At 57.6% G+C, this 16,654-nt stretch carries 13 protein-coding genes and 2 tRNA genes; 10 read left to right on the forward strand and 5 right to left on the reverse strand.

Going from position 1 to position 16,654, the window contains the following annotated elements; genetic code table 11:
* Window position 1: 1 nt before the first annotated feature.
* Window positions 2–1,600, reverse strand: a complete 1,599-nt coding sequence (locus ACXM2N_RS00745) for an ABC transporter substrate-binding protein (protein ID WP_458489084.1) — start codon at window positions 1,598–1,600, stop codon at window positions 2–4.
* Between the two features lie 251 nt (window positions 1,601–1,851).
* Window positions 1,852–3,198: a MocR-like pyridoxine biosynthesis transcription factor PdxR gene (gene pdxR, locus ACXM2N_RS00750; RefSeq protein WP_458489085.1), complete on the reverse strand. Its 1,347-nt coding sequence runs from the start codon at window positions 3,196–3,198 to the stop codon at window positions 1,852–1,854.
* 87 nt (window positions 3,199–3,285) lie between these two features.
* Here pdxR and pdxS point away from each other — a divergent pair, with 87 nt between their 5' ends.
* From pdxS to ACXM2N_RS00780, 6 genes are all read left to right on the forward strand, one after another.
* Window positions 3,286–4,179 carry a pyridoxal 5'-phosphate synthase lyase subunit PdxS gene (pdxS, locus tag ACXM2N_RS00755; protein ID WP_458489087.1) on the forward strand — a complete coding sequence of 298 codons (894 nt, stop codon included), beginning with the start codon at window positions 3,286–3,288 and terminating at the stop codon, window positions 4,177–4,179.
* Complete coding sequence (pdxT, locus tag ACXM2N_RS00760; protein WP_458489089.1) at window positions 4,173–4,754, forward strand: pyridoxal 5'-phosphate synthase glutaminase subunit PdxT; 582 nt, start codon at window positions 4,173–4,175, stop codon at window positions 4,752–4,754. Before pdxS ends, pdxT begins: the two co-directional genes overlap by 7 nt.
* 42 nt (window positions 4,755–4,796) lie before the next feature.
* Window positions 4,797–6,302 (forward strand): succinic semialdehyde dehydrogenase, encoded by a 1,506-nt coding sequence (locus ACXM2N_RS00765; RefSeq protein ID WP_458491174.1) that lies wholly within the window; start codon window positions 4,797–4,799, stop codon window positions 6,300–6,302.
* A 207-nt stretch (window positions 6,303–6,509) separates the two neighbouring features.
* The gene (locus ACXM2N_RS00770) at window positions 6,510–8,264 is read left to right on the forward strand and encodes an IS1096 element passenger TnpR family protein (protein ID WP_458489091.1); all 1,755 of its coding nucleotides are present in this window, start codon (window positions 6,510–6,512) and stop codon (window positions 8,262–8,264) included.
* 87 nt (window positions 8,265–8,351) lie between these two features.
* Window positions 8,352–10,157, forward strand: coding sequence for a plasmid pRiA4b ORF-3 family protein (locus tag ACXM2N_RS00775; protein WP_458489093.1), 1,806 nt, complete (start codon window positions 8,352–8,354; stop codon window positions 10,155–10,157).
* 250 nt (window positions 10,158–10,407) lie between these two features.
* Window positions 10,408–12,330: a solute carrier family 23 protein gene (locus tag ACXM2N_RS00780; RefSeq protein WP_458489095.1), complete on the forward strand. Its 1,923-nt coding sequence runs from the start codon at window positions 10,408–10,410 to the stop codon at window positions 12,328–12,330.
* A 238-nt stretch (window positions 12,331–12,568) separates the two neighbouring features.
* Here the strand turns inward: ACXM2N_RS00780 and ACXM2N_RS00785 are convergent, their stop codons facing one another.
* Both ACXM2N_RS00785 and hisC read right to left on the reverse strand, forming a co-directional pair.
* Window positions 12,569–13,450, reverse strand: coding sequence for an SGNH/GDSL hydrolase family protein (locus tag ACXM2N_RS00785; RefSeq protein WP_458489097.1), 882 nt, complete (start codon window positions 13,448–13,450; stop codon window positions 12,569–12,571).
* 3 nt (window positions 13,451–13,453) lie between these two features.
* Entirely contained in the window at window positions 13,454–14,530 is a 1,077-nt protein-coding gene (gene hisC, locus ACXM2N_RS00790; RefSeq protein ID WP_458489099.1) for a histidinol-phosphate transaminase, read from the reverse strand.
* Window positions 14,531–14,684: 154 nt separating this feature from the next.
* Here hisC and ACXM2N_RS00795 point away from each other — a divergent pair.
* From ACXM2N_RS00795 to ACXM2N_RS00810, 4 genes are all read left to right on the forward strand, one after another.
* A tRNA-Ser gene (locus ACXM2N_RS00795) sits at window positions 14,685–14,770 on the forward strand.
* Window positions 14,771–14,818: 48 nt separating this feature from the next.
* Window positions 14,819–14,894: transfer RNA gene (locus ACXM2N_RS00800), tRNA-Arg, on the forward strand.
* Between the two features lie 253 nt (window positions 14,895–15,147).
* Window positions 15,148–15,642, forward strand: coding sequence for an ImmA/IrrE family metallo-endopeptidase (locus ACXM2N_RS00805; protein ID WP_458489101.1), 495 nt, complete (start codon window positions 15,148–15,150; stop codon window positions 15,640–15,642).
* On the forward strand, window positions 15,639–16,058 hold the full coding sequence (locus ACXM2N_RS00810; protein ID WP_458489103.1) for a hypothetical protein: 420 nt from the start codon (window positions 15,639–15,641) through the stop codon (window positions 16,056–16,058). Before ACXM2N_RS00805 ends, ACXM2N_RS00810 begins: the two co-directional genes overlap by 4 nt.
* 297 nt (window positions 16,059–16,355) lie before the next feature.
* On the opposite strand, the gene ACXM2N_RS00815 is transcribed toward ACXM2N_RS00810, so the two are convergent.
* Window positions 16,356–16,508, reverse strand: coding sequence for a hypothetical protein (locus ACXM2N_RS00815; RefSeq protein ID WP_458489105.1), 153 nt, complete (start codon window positions 16,506–16,508; stop codon window positions 16,356–16,358).
* Window positions 16,509–16,654: the final 146 nt, after the last annotated feature.

The raw sequence follows: 16,654 nt of genomic DNA on the forward strand, positions 1-16,654 counted from the left end.
GCTACTTAATCTTCCAATCGGTGACGTTGCCAAACAGCTGCCAGCGCGCGCCGTGGGCATGAATCGGCTGCTCACCCACGTCAAGGTGATCGGAGATGAAGAACACGTTGTCCTGGCGTACCAGCCAGACGATCGGATTGTCGCCAGGCGTGGCAAAGCCGGTTGTTCCGTCCCACTGGGCGTCCTTGAGGGCTTGCAGGTCACCGGTCAACTTGTAGTCGCGCAAGTGGTTGTTGACGGTTTCGTTGTCATAGCTGGCCATGTTGTTATACGCCACGCCGATCTGGTCGCCGGAGTATAGCTGGTACATCAGCGCTGGCGAGTGGCTGCCATCGCCCCACATCACGGCGTTGGTCTTGCCGTCTTGGTAGATCTCATCCCACGTGGTGCCCTTAGTGGTGATCCCAATGCCCAGTTCCGCTGCCTGCTCCGCTACGGCAAGCGAGAGGTCATTGCGCACTTGGTCGTCGGCCGAGTACATGAGCGTGAAGGTGGCCTCACGGCCATTCTTATCGACGGTTCCATCACCGTTGGTGTCAGCCCACCCTGCATCGGCGAGGATCTGCTTCGCCTTGTCGGCGTCGCCCTTGCCATCTTCGCTGACGACGGCGTCGTCACCGATGAACCACGGCGTCCCGTCGAACGCCGTGTACGCAGGCTCGCCGTGCCCGGCGAGCACGAGATCCACCAGCTCCTGCCGGTTGATACCGTAAGCGAGAGCCTTGCGGATAGCGGGGTCAGCGGTAACATCATTGCCTGCATCAACGCGATTGCCCACGGTTGTTGAGGTGCTGCCCGCCGGAATGGTTGGAAGCACAATGCCGCGGGAATCCATGGTCTCAAAGGCGTGCTGTGTCATTCCCTCTATCTGCTGGTCTGCAGCGGAATTGGGCACCAGCACCATGTCCACGTCGCCTGCCTTGGCCGCCGCTAGCGCGGTGTCCTCGCCGGAGAGAAGGAAGGTGAGCTTTCTTATCTCCGGTTGGTGCGGGTAACCGGGGTTAGCCGTCAGTATCAGCTGCTCGCCCTTCCTATACTCAGCTACTTGGTAGGGGCCGGAGGTTACCGGATTAGCGGAGTACGTCTCCTTGTCGTAAGAATCCTTGGGAACAATGCCAATGGTGGTGAGGTCTGAAAGCAGCAGGGAGTTCGGCTCGGTGAGAGAAATGGTGACGGTGTTGCCTTCTGCGTTTACGGAGTCCACGTAGCTGAGATCGAAGGCAACGCCGTCTTCTTTGAGCATGGTGATGGTGAATGCTACGTCCTCGGCTGTGATTGGCGTGCCGTCGGAGAACTTGTAGCCATCCTTGATGGTGAACGTCCAGGCGGTGTTGTCTGCGTTTGGTTCCCAGCTCTCGGCCACATCGCCGGTGAATTTTAAGTCCGTGTCTTGCTTGAGAAGGGAGACGTGTGTCAGGCGGATCTCGCCGTGTTTTCCCCACCCCTTGGCGGGATCAAACTCGCCGCTGTCCACCTCACCGAACGCGAGGACAATGCCGTCATCCGGTGTTGGTGCGGGGCGCGGTTCCGGGTGCGCGCAGCCTGTGAGCAGGGCGGCGCTGATTGTGACTGCGGTGAGAGCTGCTGCTAAACGGTGCACGGGATGCTCCTTGGAATGAATATCTAATACTCAATTGGTTGTTTGAGTATTTGCTGAATTCATTAAACTCCCCGCAGCGAGAGGTAGTCAATTGACCGCGTGAGAAAATCCTCCGGTGTGGGGTGCCGTCCTTTGGTGGCTACATCCTCAAATCTTGTACGTATTTGTTCCCAATCTTGGTCATCATCTGCGGTTTCTTTATTGGTGAGGGCTGGGCGTGGGTGCTGATTGGAGGTGTCTCAACCGCGTGACTAATCAAGAGCGTTCATAATCACGCCCATGGCGCGGCGGAAATCTGCGTCGCTTAAGTGGGCGAAGCTGATCACTCGCTTTGCGGTGTCTTCTACGTGTTGGCAGCTTAAGTTGTTGCGGCTGAGTGCGGCGTCGAATTTCGCTTGATGTGCTGGTGTGGGAAAGCTTAGGAGATAGTCCACGCCTGCGTGGCGAGTGCTGATCCCCGCGGCATGGAGTGTGGGGAGCAACTGACTATCGATGATGCGGGCGCGGGTACGCAGTGTTGAGTGCACGCTTTTGGTGTGTTTGCGCACGTAGCCACCGCTCAGGAGGTGGGCGATGGCGCGTTGGGTTACCTGGGCGGCGGGCATGCCTAGGACTGATCGGGCGTCCAGGAGGCGGTTGGTCAGTTGTGGCTGGGCAATAACATAGCCGGTGGACAGAGCGGGGCTGAGCAGCGTGGAGAACGTGCCTAGTACGATCACAGTCGCACTGCCGGTGTGTGCGGATAGCGCGTGCAGAGTTGGTTGCGGCGCCGTGCGATAGCGCAGCTCGGCGCAGTAGTCGTCCTCAATAATGATGGTGCCCGTGCGCTGTGCCCACGCCAGCAGGGCGGCTCGTCGCGGCGCGGGTAGCGGGCCGCCGATGGGGTATTGGTGCGTGGGGGTGACGAGCAACGCGTCTAAGTCACAAGGTAGCTGTGCGGGGTCTATGCCGTGCTGGTCAATCGGGCACAGTACCAGCTTGTGGCCCAGCATGGTGATGATGCGGCGCAGGCCGGGCTGCCCGGGGTCCTCCACGCCCACGCGGAGCTGGCGGCTACCTAGGGCGGTGAGGATGAGCAGGAGCCCCTCACGGGAACCGCCGGTGACCAGCACATTATCCACATCGGTTGGGGTGGCTCGTGCTACACGGAGGTGTTCTGCGATCGCGTGGCGCAGCTCGGGTTCGCCGGCTGCGGCCAGTGGGGTGACTGGCTGGCTTGCGGCCTCGCGCCACGCGGCGCGCCAAGCGGTGGGGCGCAGCTGCCCGGCGTGCGCGGAGGACGGTGCGAGGGAGAGCACGGGGGTGCGTCGTCGAGAAGCGGCCGGTGGAAGTGCCGGGGAGTGTGTGGGCGGAAGTAGGTCCGGGTGGATGCGCGTTGGTGCGCCTTGGGAGGACAGGACGTACCCCTCCGCGGCGAGCTGCTCGTAGGCGGTGGTCACGCTGCCCCGAGATATCCCCAAGGTGTGGGCCAGTTCGCGGGTGGAAGGAAGCGGGTCGTCCGGCGCCAAAACTCCTTGGTGGACGAGGCGGTGGATTTCCGCGATGAGCTGCGCGGGAAGGGAGGTGGATCCGTCACGGGACACGGTGATCGGTAGCATCGCGGGGCACACCTCCTAAACTGGTCTAAAGAATTAAAACATAACTGGCTCTAGTTATTGTCCAGTTGGCGGTGTTGTGTGGAACACATGACACAGAACAAGAACGAAACAGTGAACAAGGGCCTAGCCCAAATGCTGAAGGGTGGCGTGATCATGGACGTCGTCACTCCAGAGCAAGCCAAGATTGCAGAAGACGCTGGCGCCGTCGCCGTCATGGCGCTTGAGCGTGTGCCGGCGGATATCCGCGCGCAGGGTGGTGTGGCCCGCATGTCAGATCCGGACCTGATCGAGTCCATCATTGACGCAGTATCCATCCCCGTCATGGCCAAGGCCCGCATTGGCCACAGCGTGGAAGCAAAGATCCTCGAGCATCTGGGCGTGGATTACATTGATGAGTCCGAGGTCCTCTCGCCGGCCGACTACGTCAACCACATTGATAAGCGCGACTTTGACGTGCCCTTTGTGTGTGGTGCCACCAACCTGGGTGAGGCGCTGCGGCGGATCAACGAGGGCGCGTCCATGATTCGCTCCAAGGGCGAGGCCGGAACAGGTGACGTCTCCGAGGCCACCAAGCACATGCGCACCATTCAGGGTGAGATCGCCCGCCTGCAGGGCCTGTATGTCACGGCACCGGATGAACTCTACGTGGCGGCCAAAGAACTCGCAGCGCCATATGAGCTGGTGGAATACGTGGCCAAAAACGGCGAGCTGCCAGTAGTTTTGTTCACCGCTGGTGGCATTGCAACACCAGCAGACGCGGCGCTGATGATGAACCTCGGCGCGGACGGAGTGTTCGTGGGCTCCGGCATTTTCAAATCCGGCAACCCAGCAGCACGTGCGGAAGCAATCGTGCGCGCCACCGCCGCATGGAACGACATCGCTGTTGTTGCCGAGGCCTCCCGCGGACTCGGCGAGGCCATGGTGGGCATCAACGTGGCTGACCTTCCCGCACCACACCGCCTTGCGGAGCGTGGATGGTAACCATTGGCGTGCTTGCGCTGCAGGGCGGGGTGCGAGAGCACGCGGATATGCTCACCGGCCTCGGTGCGAACGTCCGCCTCGTCCGCACGGTCAGGGATCTTGACGGCCTCCACGGCATCGTCTTGCCCGGCGGGGAATCTTCCACCATCGATCGCCTGCTTCGGATCTTTGGGCTTTTCGACCCCCTCCGCGCCGCCATCGGCGCGGGCTTGCCCACTCTCGCTACCTGCGCGGGGCTCATCACCCTCGCGCAGGAGGTGGAGGACCCCGCGCCGGGGCAGCGAAGCCTTGGCGTGCTGCCGGTGAGGGTGCGTCGTAACGCCTTTGGCCCGCAACGGGATTCCGCGGTGGAGCATATCCGCACCACGCTAGGTGAAGTGACCGCGGCCTTCATTCGTGCGCCGGAGGTGGTGAAGCTCCTCGATGGGGATGTAGAGGTGCTAGCCACAACCGAAGACGGTCGCATCATCGGAGTCACGTACGGCGCCATCACGGCGGTGAGTTTCCATCCGGAACTGACTGGGGATGTCACGGTGCATCAGGTCCTCTTGAACCACGCCGCCACCGCCTCCTAGTCGAGGTCAGATCCTGCGCAATCTGCAGTAAGCGTCACGCGTATCCGCGGTGGCCTGCCTCTACTGGGATTGCGCAGTTTCGCTACGATGGTGCCCATGACCGAAGAGAATACGGTAAGTACAGAGTTTGTGGAGGCTACTGAGGATGATGCCTATCGGGCATTTGAGGTAGCGCGCACGGGGCAGAAGGCGTGGGCGCACACACCGATTGCCAAGCGCAAGGAGATCTTCCTGCGCTACCACGATCTGATCCTGGCCCACCGCGATGAATTGCTGGACCTTATTCAGAAGGAGACGGGCAAGTCCCGAGCGTCCGCATTTGATGAGGTCATGGATGTGGCCATCACATGCCGTCATTACTCCTATCGGGCGGAGAAGCTGCTGAAGCCCAAGAAGGTGCGCGGCGCGCTTCCGGTGGTTACCCACACCGTGGTACAGCGCGCGCCAAAGGGCGTGGTGGGCATTATCGCGCCGTGGAATTATCCCCTGGTAATGGCTGTTTCTGATGCCATTCCGGCGCTGCTGGCCGGCAACTCCGTGGTGCTGAAGCCTGACCTAAAGACCCCGCTCACGGCACTGCGCGCGCACGAACTCCTGCTTGAGGCAGGGCTTCCTGCCAGCGTCTTCCAGATCGTTCCGGGGCCCGGTTCCACAGTCGGCCAGGTGATTGTTGGGGAGTGTGACTACCTCATGTTCACCGGCTCCACCGCCACCGGCCGCACGCTCGCCGCGCAGGCGGGTGAACGCCTGATCGGTTTCTCCGCCGAGCTTGGTGGTAAGAATCCGCTGATCGTCCTCCCTTCCGCTGACGTGGAAAAGGCAGCTCGTGGCGCTATTAACGCTTGCTTTAGCAATACCGGACAGCTGTGCATCTCCATTGAGCGCATCTACGTCCATAGTGACATTGCCAGCCAGTTCATCAGCCGCTTCCGCGAGCTCACGGAGAATCTTTCGTTGGGTTATGACTGGGGCGATGACGTGGGCTCGCTGATCTCTACCGATCACCTGAAGCACGTGCACGCCTTTGTTGAAGATGCCAAGGCTAAGGGCGCCACAGTTCTCACCGGCGGTCACGCGGTGCCGGACGTGGGTGAGAAGTTCTACGCACCCACCATCCTCACCGATGTGAGTGAGGATGCTGACCTCTACCGCAGCGAAGTCTTCGGCCCGGTTGTCTACATTGAGGTGGTTGGCAGTGTTGAAGAAGCAATTGCCAAGGCCAATGACACAGACTACGGCCTGAACTCCTCCATTTGGGGCGCGGAGAATGAGGCTCGTGAGGTTGCGTCACAGATTGAGTCGGGGACCGTGAACATCAACGAGGGGTTCGCCGCGGCGTGGGCTTCCCTGGATGCCCCGATGGGCGGTTGGAAGAGCTCCGGCGTGGGGCGTCGTCACGCCGACGAAGGCCTCACCAAATACACGGAGTCCCGTTCCGTGGCCGTGCAACGCTTCGTTCCCATCGCCGGCCCCGCCGGCGTGGACAAGCAGAAGGTAGCGGACGTCTTGTCCACCGCACTGAAACTAGGCAAGAACCTCCTGCGTTAAATCGCAACAAGTTGGGGCCAGAATCTTTGGTGATTTTGGCCCTTCGTTGGCTAAGGGGGCACACGATAGCATCCACAACGGGGCAGCGGAATGCCCAGTAGTGAAATCCTATGAATCTGTGGATAACTTTTGGCTCGCTGGTTGGTTATTCACAGGGTTTTAAAGTGCCTGCTTGACGCCACTTTTGTAGCGGTTACATTCGGGGGCATGACATCAGTAACTATCACCATTGACCTTGAAACCACACCCGGTGAGCCACTGTGCTCCCGCGTGATTGACATGCCGTTGAAAGCAAACATGCTCGGATTCCACTGGATCATCCAATCCTTGATGTGTTGGGACGATGATCAGGAATACGAGTTCACCGCCTCCTGCCACGACCGCGAGGGCAATAACTCACAAAAGGCCCCTACGGTCATCGGTGGCACTGCAGGCCTTCCGCCGCATGAAGTGACCGTAGGCGACGTCTTGTGCAACCGTGGCGACAAACTGATCTACACCTACGGTGATTGGAAATTCCTCATCACCGTTACCGCAACGGGTGGCCGCCAGCGTAAGCATGCGAAAATGCTAGAGATGAAGGGCCCAAGCCCTATCCAGAACAGCCGTCAGGCTCCGGGCGGGTGGGGCCACATGTGGAAAACGCTGACCAAGCTCTACCACGCTAAAACTATGCAGGGCCAGCATGTCATCTACAACAAGATGAGCAAGAAAGAACGCGCAAGCGTTGATTTCTTGGGCACGGTGCATGACGCCTATGAGCGCGCTGCAGAGCGGAACGAGGTTGGCCTTGCCGATTTCCAGAAAATGCTGCCAAAGGTAGAACTTTTCCCACGCACCCCTGAGGCCAAACCGGGATTCATGATTCTTTTTAATCGCTACGTTTCAGAGGACACCATCAAGATGATTTTGGGAGGAGTTAAGGAAATGGCACGAGAAGGCGTCAACCGTCAACTGATCCAGAAATTCCTCAATGACAATATCCTCACAGAAGACACTAACGCAGAAGAATATCTTGAGAGCCTCGCTGACTACTGCGGCCTTGGGGATCCGTATTCCGACGACGAGCAAACAGGCCAGCTGACTCCCGATGCCTTGAACAGGATCATCGGGCGAAGCCGCAACGCGTGGGATGTGGTGCTGAACGTGGTCAGGCTGCTTTCCCCACACCCTCAAGTAGCCACAGCGATGGAACGCGCCACCCAGCGCTACCAAGCAACTGATCTCACCGCAGCGGAAGTGGAGCGAATGGTGGAGCCACTGCGCGAGTGTCTGCGCATTGTTGGCAGTGATGAAGGCCGAACCGCACTGAGCCGCCTAGCGGAAGTGAAATGGAAAGCATTCAGCGAAATCATTGGCCACAAGTTCAACAATGAGGAAGCAAGGAACCACTGCCTCATCCCGTACCTGCGGATGCCCCTTTACTTTGGGCTCATGGAATACAAGGATCAGCGCGGCCGCGTGCAGCTCACGCAGTACGGTAGGAAAGTACTGGCAGAATCGGACTTCAGCATGGACGAGGTGGAGCGAGCACGAGCAAACAGAGAGCTGTTTGAGCAGCTCGTCACCCAGATCCCGCACGGGGATGGGCCCCTCGTCACCTACATGGTGGCAAACCTGGGAATCTTTTTGGCACTTGATGACTTACAAGAATTAACGTCAGGCAGCAGAAGCACTGCGGTGCGAATGTACGATGACACACTGAGCGCCCTAGCGGAAGGCCTCAACATTGAGGAATTTGGTGGCATGGCAAACGCACATGCATTCTCCTCCAGCGTCATGCACCTGTTGGAATTCTCTGGATTCGTGGACGTTGATCTGGACGCAGGAACACAGTGGCTCAACTCCGCTGGAGCTCGATTCTTCTGCAAGTGCCTACGCGAGCTCACCTACCACCGAGTAGTGAACGGGCTACACGATGCCGCATATTCCACATTCGGCTACGAGTCACTGGCATCCTAACTCCGGTGCGGTTGTGGCAATGAAAACACTAGGTAAAGGGCAGGCGGAAGCTTTAATCTCTCTAGCTAGAACCGCTACAGTGGGAACATGTCTTCTGTCACCATCTCCGTAGAACTGACTGGAATTGAACCAGCGCCACGCTGCATGCGTACGCTTGAGGTGCCGTTGGAGGCTAATCTCTTTGGCCTACATAATGCCATCCAGGCAGCGTTTGGCTGGGAGAATGCGCACCTCTACCAGTTCAGCGTGCCCATCTTGGCGGAGGATGGGCCACGCATCATGTCGCGCTTCCAGGATGATTTTGATGATGTTGACGTTGCCGCCGACGAGGTCCTGGTGGGAGACTACCTGAAAAACTTAGGTGATCAGCTCACGTATGTGTACGACTTTGGTGACTGGTGGGAACACACCATCACCGTGGTCGGGGTAGGCGGGCGCCAGCGTAAGCGCGCCAAATTGGTGACGATGCAAGGTCCAGCCCCCATTGAGGATTGCCGCACCGCGCCGGGTGGTTGGGCCGGCGTGTGGAAGGCTATTAGTTCCTTGTATGAGACCCGCAGCTTTGCGGATTTGCACGAAGCGTATGAGCGTCTAGATGCTGACGGCAAGGATATTGTTGATTGGCTAGGCGGCCCAGAGGCGGCCTACTGGTACGCCGCTGACCGTATTGACTTGGACGCGCGTGCCTTTGCCAACGATCTGAAAAAGGTAGATCTCTTCGCTCAGGAATGGCAAGGTATTGATCCGGAGAACCTAGGATTCGCCGTTGATGGGATTGACACTCTCGATCCCGAAGTAGCAATGTCCGTGGCCAAGCTCGCCGAGAAGGCTAACTATCTAGTTCAGCGCGGTGTTGATCCGCAGAAGATCATGGATCGCCTGGCGGATGTGCCACTGGACAAGGCCTCTGATCCCGATATCGTATTCGAAGGGCTCGAGGCTGACGCCCACCTTGAGGACATTGATGGGCTAGAAACAAATCCTCTGGATGATCCGTACGTGTCCCGGCTTGATGGGGCTGTGCTGGACAAGATCGTGGATGAGACCAGCACGGGCATTGAAGTCGTGCTGCGCGTAGTGGAGGAGCTAGCACCGTTCCCAGAGGTAGCAAGGGTTCTGAAGGATGGGTTGGCCAACTACCCGCTCCCAGAGCTGGATTACAAGGAGATTGAGCTCTTTGTAACGCCAATCCGCGAATGCCTGCGCATTATTGGCGGCGATGAGGCCAGCAATACCCTAGATGAGTTGGTGGAGGAGAACTGGAAGGAATTTGGTGAGATTCTTGGCCAGGATCTCGATGATGAGGACCAGCGCATTCTAGCGCTGCGCCCTTACCTGATCTCATTCATGGGTTTGGGCCTGATGGAGCCGTTGGATTTTGAGGGCCGCATGGAGCTCACCCAACAGGCTCGGGGTTTCATTGCTGAGGCTGACTTTGCCATGAGTGAGGATGACAAGCGTGTGGCGGATAGGAAGCTATTCGATTACGTTGTCGCGCACTTCCCATATGACAAGGGGCCGGAAGTTACCTTGTTGGCCACGTTCTTCGCGTTCGATCTTGCTCAGGATGAGCTGAAGCAGCTGGCCTATGAGCTGAATGTGGACGCGGAGATGCTCTTTGAGACCACCATGCACGCAGTCTTTACCGGCGTGGGCTTGGCTGATCCGGCAATAGCCGGCGTGGTGGACGGTTACTTCGCCTCGCACTCCTTGCTCATCAACCTGCCGGGATTCATCTACCCTGACGAGGAAACTGGCATGAAGAAAGTCTCACCCGCGGGCGCGAGGTTCCTGTCCATGTGTCTCAGCGGCCTGACTGATGAGCGCGTGATCCCAGGGTTGTACGCCATTGTGCCGCCAGGGACATCCAAGTTCAGCCAGGAAGACGAATAGTCTCGGGCTGCTTTAAGTCCTTACCTAACAGGGGGTAACAAAGGTATGACATTTCCTTGCGTGCGAGGGTGCGACGTGGGTGGTTCTGCACGCTCAGCGCGTGCAACTGTGAGGTAATAACCAGTGCTTACAGCCCTCATTGTGGCCAAGGACACCTAGGTGGTGGCTAGGTGTTACGAGTGGTGGGACATTAGTGTTCATAATCGTTCGACAACACTTTTTGCTTCGCCCCTAATATGAGGAGGACTTCGTGGCAACCACCACCCAGGTTGTGCCCAAGCACCCAGTAGATGCTGTCCCGCCAGCGCCTAAACTCGCAGCCCTTGGTATTCAGCACGTGTTGGCGTTTTACGCCGGCGCGGTTATTGTTCCGCTTCTGATCGCGGGATCGCTGAACCTCGATGCAGAGACTACCATTCACCTAATCAACGCTGACTTGCTCACGTGTGGTATTGCCACCTTGATTCAATCCGTTGGCCTTGGGCGCCACATCGGTGTTCGCTTGCCCATTATCCAGGGTGTGACCACCACAGCTGTGTCCCCGATTATTGCGATTGGATTGGGCGCAACCAATGGTGAAGGTGGTGTGGCCTCGCTGCCAACCGTCTATGGCGCGATCATCATTTCCGGCCTATTCACCTTCTTCGCCGCACCTATCTTTGGCAAGGTTCTGCGTTTCTTCCCGCCGGTGGTCACAGGCACAGTTCTGTTGGTCATGGGTACCTCCTTGCTGTCGGTTTCCGCGAATGACTTTGTCAATTACGCTGAGGGCGTTCCGGCTACCCGCGATATTCTTTACGGCTGTGGCACGCTTTTGGTGATCATTCTGGTCACGCGCTTCTTCCGCGGTTTCTTGGGCACGTTGGCTGTCCTCATCGGCTTAGTGCTGGGCACCGTCGTTGCTCTGATTCTGGGTGATACGTCCTTCGATGAGGTGGCCTCCGCGGACGCGTTTGGCATCACCACGCCGTTCTACTTTGGTATGCCTACCTTTGATCTGGTTGCCATCTTCTCCATGATTATCGTCATGATCATCACCATGGTGGAGACCACCGGTGACGTCTTTGCAACGGGCGAGATTGTGAAGAAGCGCATCCGCCGCGGGGACGTTGTCCGAGCAATCCGTGCCGACGGCGTCTCCACCTTCATTGGCGGCGTCATGAACTCCTTCCCGTACACCTGCTTCGCGCAGAATGTGGGCCTTGTTCGCCTGACCGGTGTGAAGTCCCGCTGGGTGGCAGCGTCTGCGGCGGTATTCATGATCATCCTCGGCTTGCTGCCAAAGGCGGGCGCTATTGTGGCCTCCATTCCAGCCCCAGTTCTTGGCGGTGCCTCCTTGGCACTGTTTGCCAACGTAGCGTGGGTTGGTCTGCAAACTATTGCCAAGTCTGATCTTGCCGATGGCCGCAACGCAGCGATCGTCACCTCTGCTTTGGGGCTGGCCATGCTGGTCACCTTCAAGCCTGAGGTAGCCCAGGTGGTTCCTGACTGGGCGCAGGCATTCGTCTCTTCCGGCATGTCCCTGGGCGCTATCACGGCAATCGTATTGAATATCCTGTTCTTCCATGTGGGCAAGCAGTCCGGTGCGGATGTCTCCCGTGCCACCGGTACGGGTGTTTCCTTAGAAAAGCTCAACAACATGGATCAGGACGAGTTCGTTGCAACCCTGCGCCCGCTGTTTAACAATGAGACTTTCCCGCTGGAAAATGCGTGGCACTCGCGCCCATTTGAGGACATCAACGAGCTGCGGCAGGCCATCCAGGTGGCTGTGCTCACCGGCACCGACCAGCAGCGCGGTGCACTGATCAACGATTACCCAGCGATGGATCAGCTGCTGCTGGCCAGTGATGAGAATGCTTCTGAGATCTCCGCAGACCGCGGTTCCCTAGGCCTCGCTGAGCTGGATGATGTAGAAACCGAGCGCCTGATCGAGATTTCCAGCGCATACCGCGAGCGCTTCAACCAGCCATTCGTGTCCTACCTAGACACCAATGACACCGTTGAGCGTGTGATTCAGGCTGGTGTGCGCCGTCTGGCCAACTCTCCTGAGCAGGAGCACCGTGCAGTGCTGAGTGAGATCGTTGAAATCGCGAACGACCGTTTCGACATGCTGCTAGCTGACGCCAACCCAGTACGCTCCGCATGGGATCGTAAGTTCACCGAGGTGGAGTGACCCCCATACGGCAATGCCGTCCCCGTATCCAGACTTTCTGGATACGGGGTTTTGCTTTTTCATGGCGTGAGATTGGGCAGGGACAAGATTCTAAACTTTGCGCCCCTAATGGGCTCCCCAGGGGCGAAAAACCGCGCAAAGTTTAGTTTTTTGTACCGCTAAACCATGTAGAACCGAGAACAGGAAGCGTTTGGCATAGCATGAAGCGGCAGCAGGGCGATGGCTTGCACCAAAATTACTACTGCTTAATGATGGCCTCGCGAATGGCCGTGGCCATTGCTGCTTGTCCCTCTGGTGTGGGGTGCATTGCGTAGGCTTCGCTGTCCTGGGACGTGAATGCTGTCCAGCGTTCTGTACCGGAAGCACACCCTGTGTGGTTGTTCGCGCCGGAGGGAAGGACAAAGATGGCGCCGGCTGATTCAGCCGCTTCCTTCACTGCGTGATTGATGGCGCTAGTAGCGCGCACGAACCATTTGCGCACATCAGCGTTCAGGGGTTCTATGAATGGGCACTGATCACCTTCCGCGATGAGTGGGAGGTAGCCGGTAGCTACTATCTGCGCGTTCGGGGCTTTCTCCCTAATGGCGGCGTACATGGCCTTCAGTGTGGCGGGAAGCTCCTCTATTTTGGCACTTGTGCGCTCCAATAGTTCTGGGGAGCACAGATTCGGATTTGAGGCGCACATGGCCAGATCCCCAAAACCGATGTCATTGCCACCCATGGTGACGGTGACGAGTGTGGTGTCTTCTCCCAGCGCGTCCGCCTGTGGTGGTAGCTCGCCGTCCGGAGTTATACGCGGGCTGGTTACGTCTCCCGTCACACCACCTTGGCAGGAGACATCGGTAACGGATGTCTTGAGCAACGCGGCAAGCTGCGCTGCGTAATTATCCTCGCTGCGCAGGCAATACGGCGCGGTGCGATCGATAGCATCGCGCGTTGCCATGGACGCATAGGAATCGCCCAAAGCTACGTATTTCAGTGGGGGTCCTTCAGCGGGGCTCGTCACTGGGGGTGCGCTGTCTGCCTCGTTTGTGGGGGAGGCGCCCTCGCCGCACGCAGACAGTGTCAGAAGGGAAGAAGCCGCAATGGCAGTGACTCTGGTGATTGCATGCGCGCGCATAGGCTACCTCAGCTTCGCCGCGTCCCATGCGGCGAGTAGTCGGTCTGTTTCCTCATCGTTTGTGATGGTGATGCGCACTCCCTCTGGGAAGGAGCGAACCACTACGCCTTGTTCCAGAAGCGCTGCGGCGATCTCGGTAGATCGCTCCGGATTTCCTAGCGTGTCAATCCAGATGAAGTTTGCTTGGGATAACGGGGTGCCAATGTGTTGCGCCGCGCGATCGCGGTTTCGGGCGACGTCTTCCGTGCGCTCCAAAAGCTCATCGACGGCGTTTAGGGATGCTACCGCGCCTGCCTGCGCCGCGAGGTTAACGCCGAATGGCAGGGCTACCTTGTTGAGTGCGGTGATGATGCGGGGATCGCCAAAGCAGTAACCCACGCGCATGCCGGCAAGCCCAAAAGCCTTGGAGAACGTCCGCAGACCCACGAGGTTCGGGTACGTGGTGATGAGCTCATTGGCTAACGGGGTGTCCTCCGTACGCAGGTACTCGGTGTAAGCCTCATCCAAGGCGACGATAACGTCTGCTGGGACCTTGTCCATGAACTCAATGAATGCTTGCTCCGTGACTACTGTGCCAGTTGGGTTGTTGGGGTTGCACACGAAGATCAGGGTGGTCTTGTCTGTAATTGCATCCGCCATGGCGTCCAGATCGTTGTACCCATCTGCGGTGAGGGGGATAGCAACCGGCGTAGACCCCGTAACCTGGGTGAAAATCGGGTAAGCCTCAAAGCTGCGCCACGGGAAGATCACTTCATCACCTGGGCCAGAAGTGATCTGAACGAGCTGTTGGCACAGGGCGGAGGAGCCACAACCAACGGCAACCTGATCGAAGGAAAGATCCAAGTGCTCCGCCAGAGTCTCGCGCAGCTCAACCGCCACCAAGTCTGGGTAGCGGTTCGCATGTGCCACCGCATCCGCCATTGCCTTACGGGCCGCGGGCAGCGGCTCGAAAGACACCTCGTTGGAAGAAAGCTTTAGTGCGTTATCGAAGCGCTTGCCAGGGACGTACGACGGCATCGCGTCAAGATCGGTGCGAATACGAAGCGGATTGGACACAGCATCGGTCAGGTTCGAACTCATAGTCTCACAGTGTATGCCTTTCTCATGCTCCCAGCTGAAACAATGAAAGGATTTTGTGTTTTACCTGTTCACTAAGTTGTTTTGTGAAACAAGGGGCGAAACGAGTACCATTGATTGAAGTTCTTGCGCATTAGTATGTGCGTTAGCAACTGCTGGAGATGTGCCAGAGTGGCCGAATGGGGCTCCCTGCTAAGGAGTTGTCCGTTATGCGGACCGCAGGTTCAAATCCTGTCATCTCCGCTCACTCCACATTCGTGTGGAGCGTTTCACCGGGCCTGGTGGAACTTTGCGCCCGTAGCTCAACGGATAGAGCATCTGACTACGGATCAGAAGGTTGGGGGTTCGAATCCCTCCGGGCGCACCAAACAAAACCCCAGCTAGTAGCCGTAAAAACGGCTTACCGGCTGGGGCTTTTTCGCACTTTCGGAAAAAACCGAAATGCTGCCCGTTGTTGCAGGTCAGTATTCAATGTTGGAATTCATCGGCAACAGATCGGCAACAGCGTTAATAGCCTATTGTCGTGGGGAATGGCCGAAAGATAGCGAATGTTTATATCGGTAGAGACTAAATAATGTCGCATTCGTTCGCTAGCATTGGGCGTGAGGAGGTTGGTTTAGGTGCTACTGTGGCAGGCTGCTCGTAATGAAGCGCAAAAGATATCGGCTTATAATCCCATTCGGGATAAGGGTTTAGAGGACCTAAAGAGTATTGCTGCTCGCTTAGGTGCGCGCGTTGAAGTGCATTCCCTGCAGCCGGAGGTGTCTGGTGTGATTCACAAACCTACAGCCGACTCTGAACCGCTAATTACGATCAATGCAGATGAACCGATGGCACGCCAGCGATTCACTTTAGCCCATGAAATCGGCCACCTAGTGGAGCGAATGATCGCCCATGATGACGACTGGTCTTTCATCGACTTCCGTTCCGCTGATCGGTATGATTTGCACGAGTTCTTCGCTGACGAGTTCGCCGGCGAATTACTCATGCCGGCCGGAGAATTCACTCAGAGAGTTAATGAGCTCGGTGAGTATGGCGCCGCTGCTCATTTCAACGTTTCAGTGCCTGCCATATTGAAGCGTAAGACTCGCCTTGAGAAGAATCCTGCAGCATGAGCGAGCAGGAAATTGACCTGACAACAAAAGGTAAACGGAGCCTAGAAGAACTCTCTCTTGACGACGTCTCCAATGCGCCAGTTGACCCAAACCCTAAAGCTGTCATTGCTGCGCAGGCTCGCGTGCCACATCCCAGCCCAGACATTCCCGATGCAGCAATCGATAAAGGTGTTGGATCACCGAAGTTCCTAACTTCCTTGGTTAAATGGCACCCCGCTCTAGGATTCTTTCAGTACCTCGCAGACTGCATGAGTCCAGCCAGCATGCCACCAGACGAAAGATTTAACGCTTTGGCTGAAAAACATAAGGGACTTTGGTGGACCTGTCTTATCGTTGACTTCATTACCCTTATAGTCACTCTGCTGGGGCTAGCTGCTATCGCTGGTTTAGTGGTCTATAAAACTGTCTTGCTATGACAAAGACCTCGTTGAAAACAGTCAACGAGGTCTTTAGCGCTATGGTTCAGTCCGCGCCTTTACCTACCGACGCGCCGGGCACGGGGGAGCCTGGTCGCGCGGTGTGCCACGCTTGGACTTCTTCTGCGTCCCAGAGTGCAGTCCGCTTGTTTAAATGCGCCACTGGCTGGGGTGGGTTCATTTTGCCACCTGTTCGACTGTATGAGCGCCATGTGGAGGTGGTGACGCCACAGTGGTTGGCGCAGTCGTTGATCGTCCAGAGCGTCCGCCCCGTGTCAGTGTCGATAATTGCAACGTTCACCCTTTCGCCTCCTTAGTTGCGGTGGCAAGGTTGAATCCGGACAGTGCTGCTAGTGCGATGACCAATGGCCAGAATGGTGAAGATGCTATGAGTGCGTAGCAGGAGGCGGCGACTATGCCTGACAGCGCTGATAGTTGCTTGAGTGTCATGGGTAATCCTTTGTGAGTTATTGTGGAGGGGTGCCCCGAGGGGCTGGATAATTCGGCTATCCAGCGCCCTTGGGGTTATTTGCGATGCCTGCCTTTGTATGGCGGGTGATCCTTTCGGTAAGCGGGCACGGAAGAAAGCTTCAAGA

The organism is Corynebacterium sp. ZY180755, assembly GCF_054331495.1.

Bases quoted from the DNA above. Each gene is read 5' to 3' on its own strand.
- pdxR (WP_458489085.1), bottom strand. From the start codon at position 3,198: ATGCTACCGATCACCGTGTCCCGTGACGGATCCACCTCCCTTCCCGCG.
- pdxS (WP_458489087.1), top strand. From the start codon at position 3,286: ATGACACAGAACAAGAACGAAACAGTGAACAAGGGCCTAGCCCAAATG.
- pdxT (WP_458489089.1), top strand. From the start codon at position 4,173: ATGGTAACCATTGGCGTGCTTGCGCTGCAGGGCGGGGTGCGAGAGCAC.
- ACXM2N_RS00770 (WP_458489091.1), top strand. From the start codon at position 6,510: ATGACATCAGTAACTATCACCATTGACCTTGAAACCACACCCGGTGAG.
- ACXM2N_RS00775 (WP_458489093.1), top strand. From the start codon at position 8,352: ATGTCTTCTGTCACCATCTCCGTAGAACTGACTGGAATTGAACCAGCG.
- ACXM2N_RS00785 (WP_458489097.1), bottom strand. From the start codon at position 13,450: ATGCGCGCGCATGCAATCACCAGAGTCACTGCCATTGCGGCTTCTTCC.
- hisC (WP_458489099.1), bottom strand. From the start codon at position 14,530: ATGAGTTCGAACCTGACCGATGCTGTGTCCAATCCGCTTCGTATTCGC.
- ACXM2N_RS00810 (WP_458489103.1), top strand. From the start codon at position 15,639: ATGAGCGAGCAGGAAATTGACCTGACAACAAAAGGTAAACGGAGCCTA.
- ACXM2N_RS00815 (WP_458489105.1), bottom strand. From the start codon at position 16,508: ATGACACTCAAGCAACTATCAGCGCTGTCAGGCATAGTCGCCGCCTCC.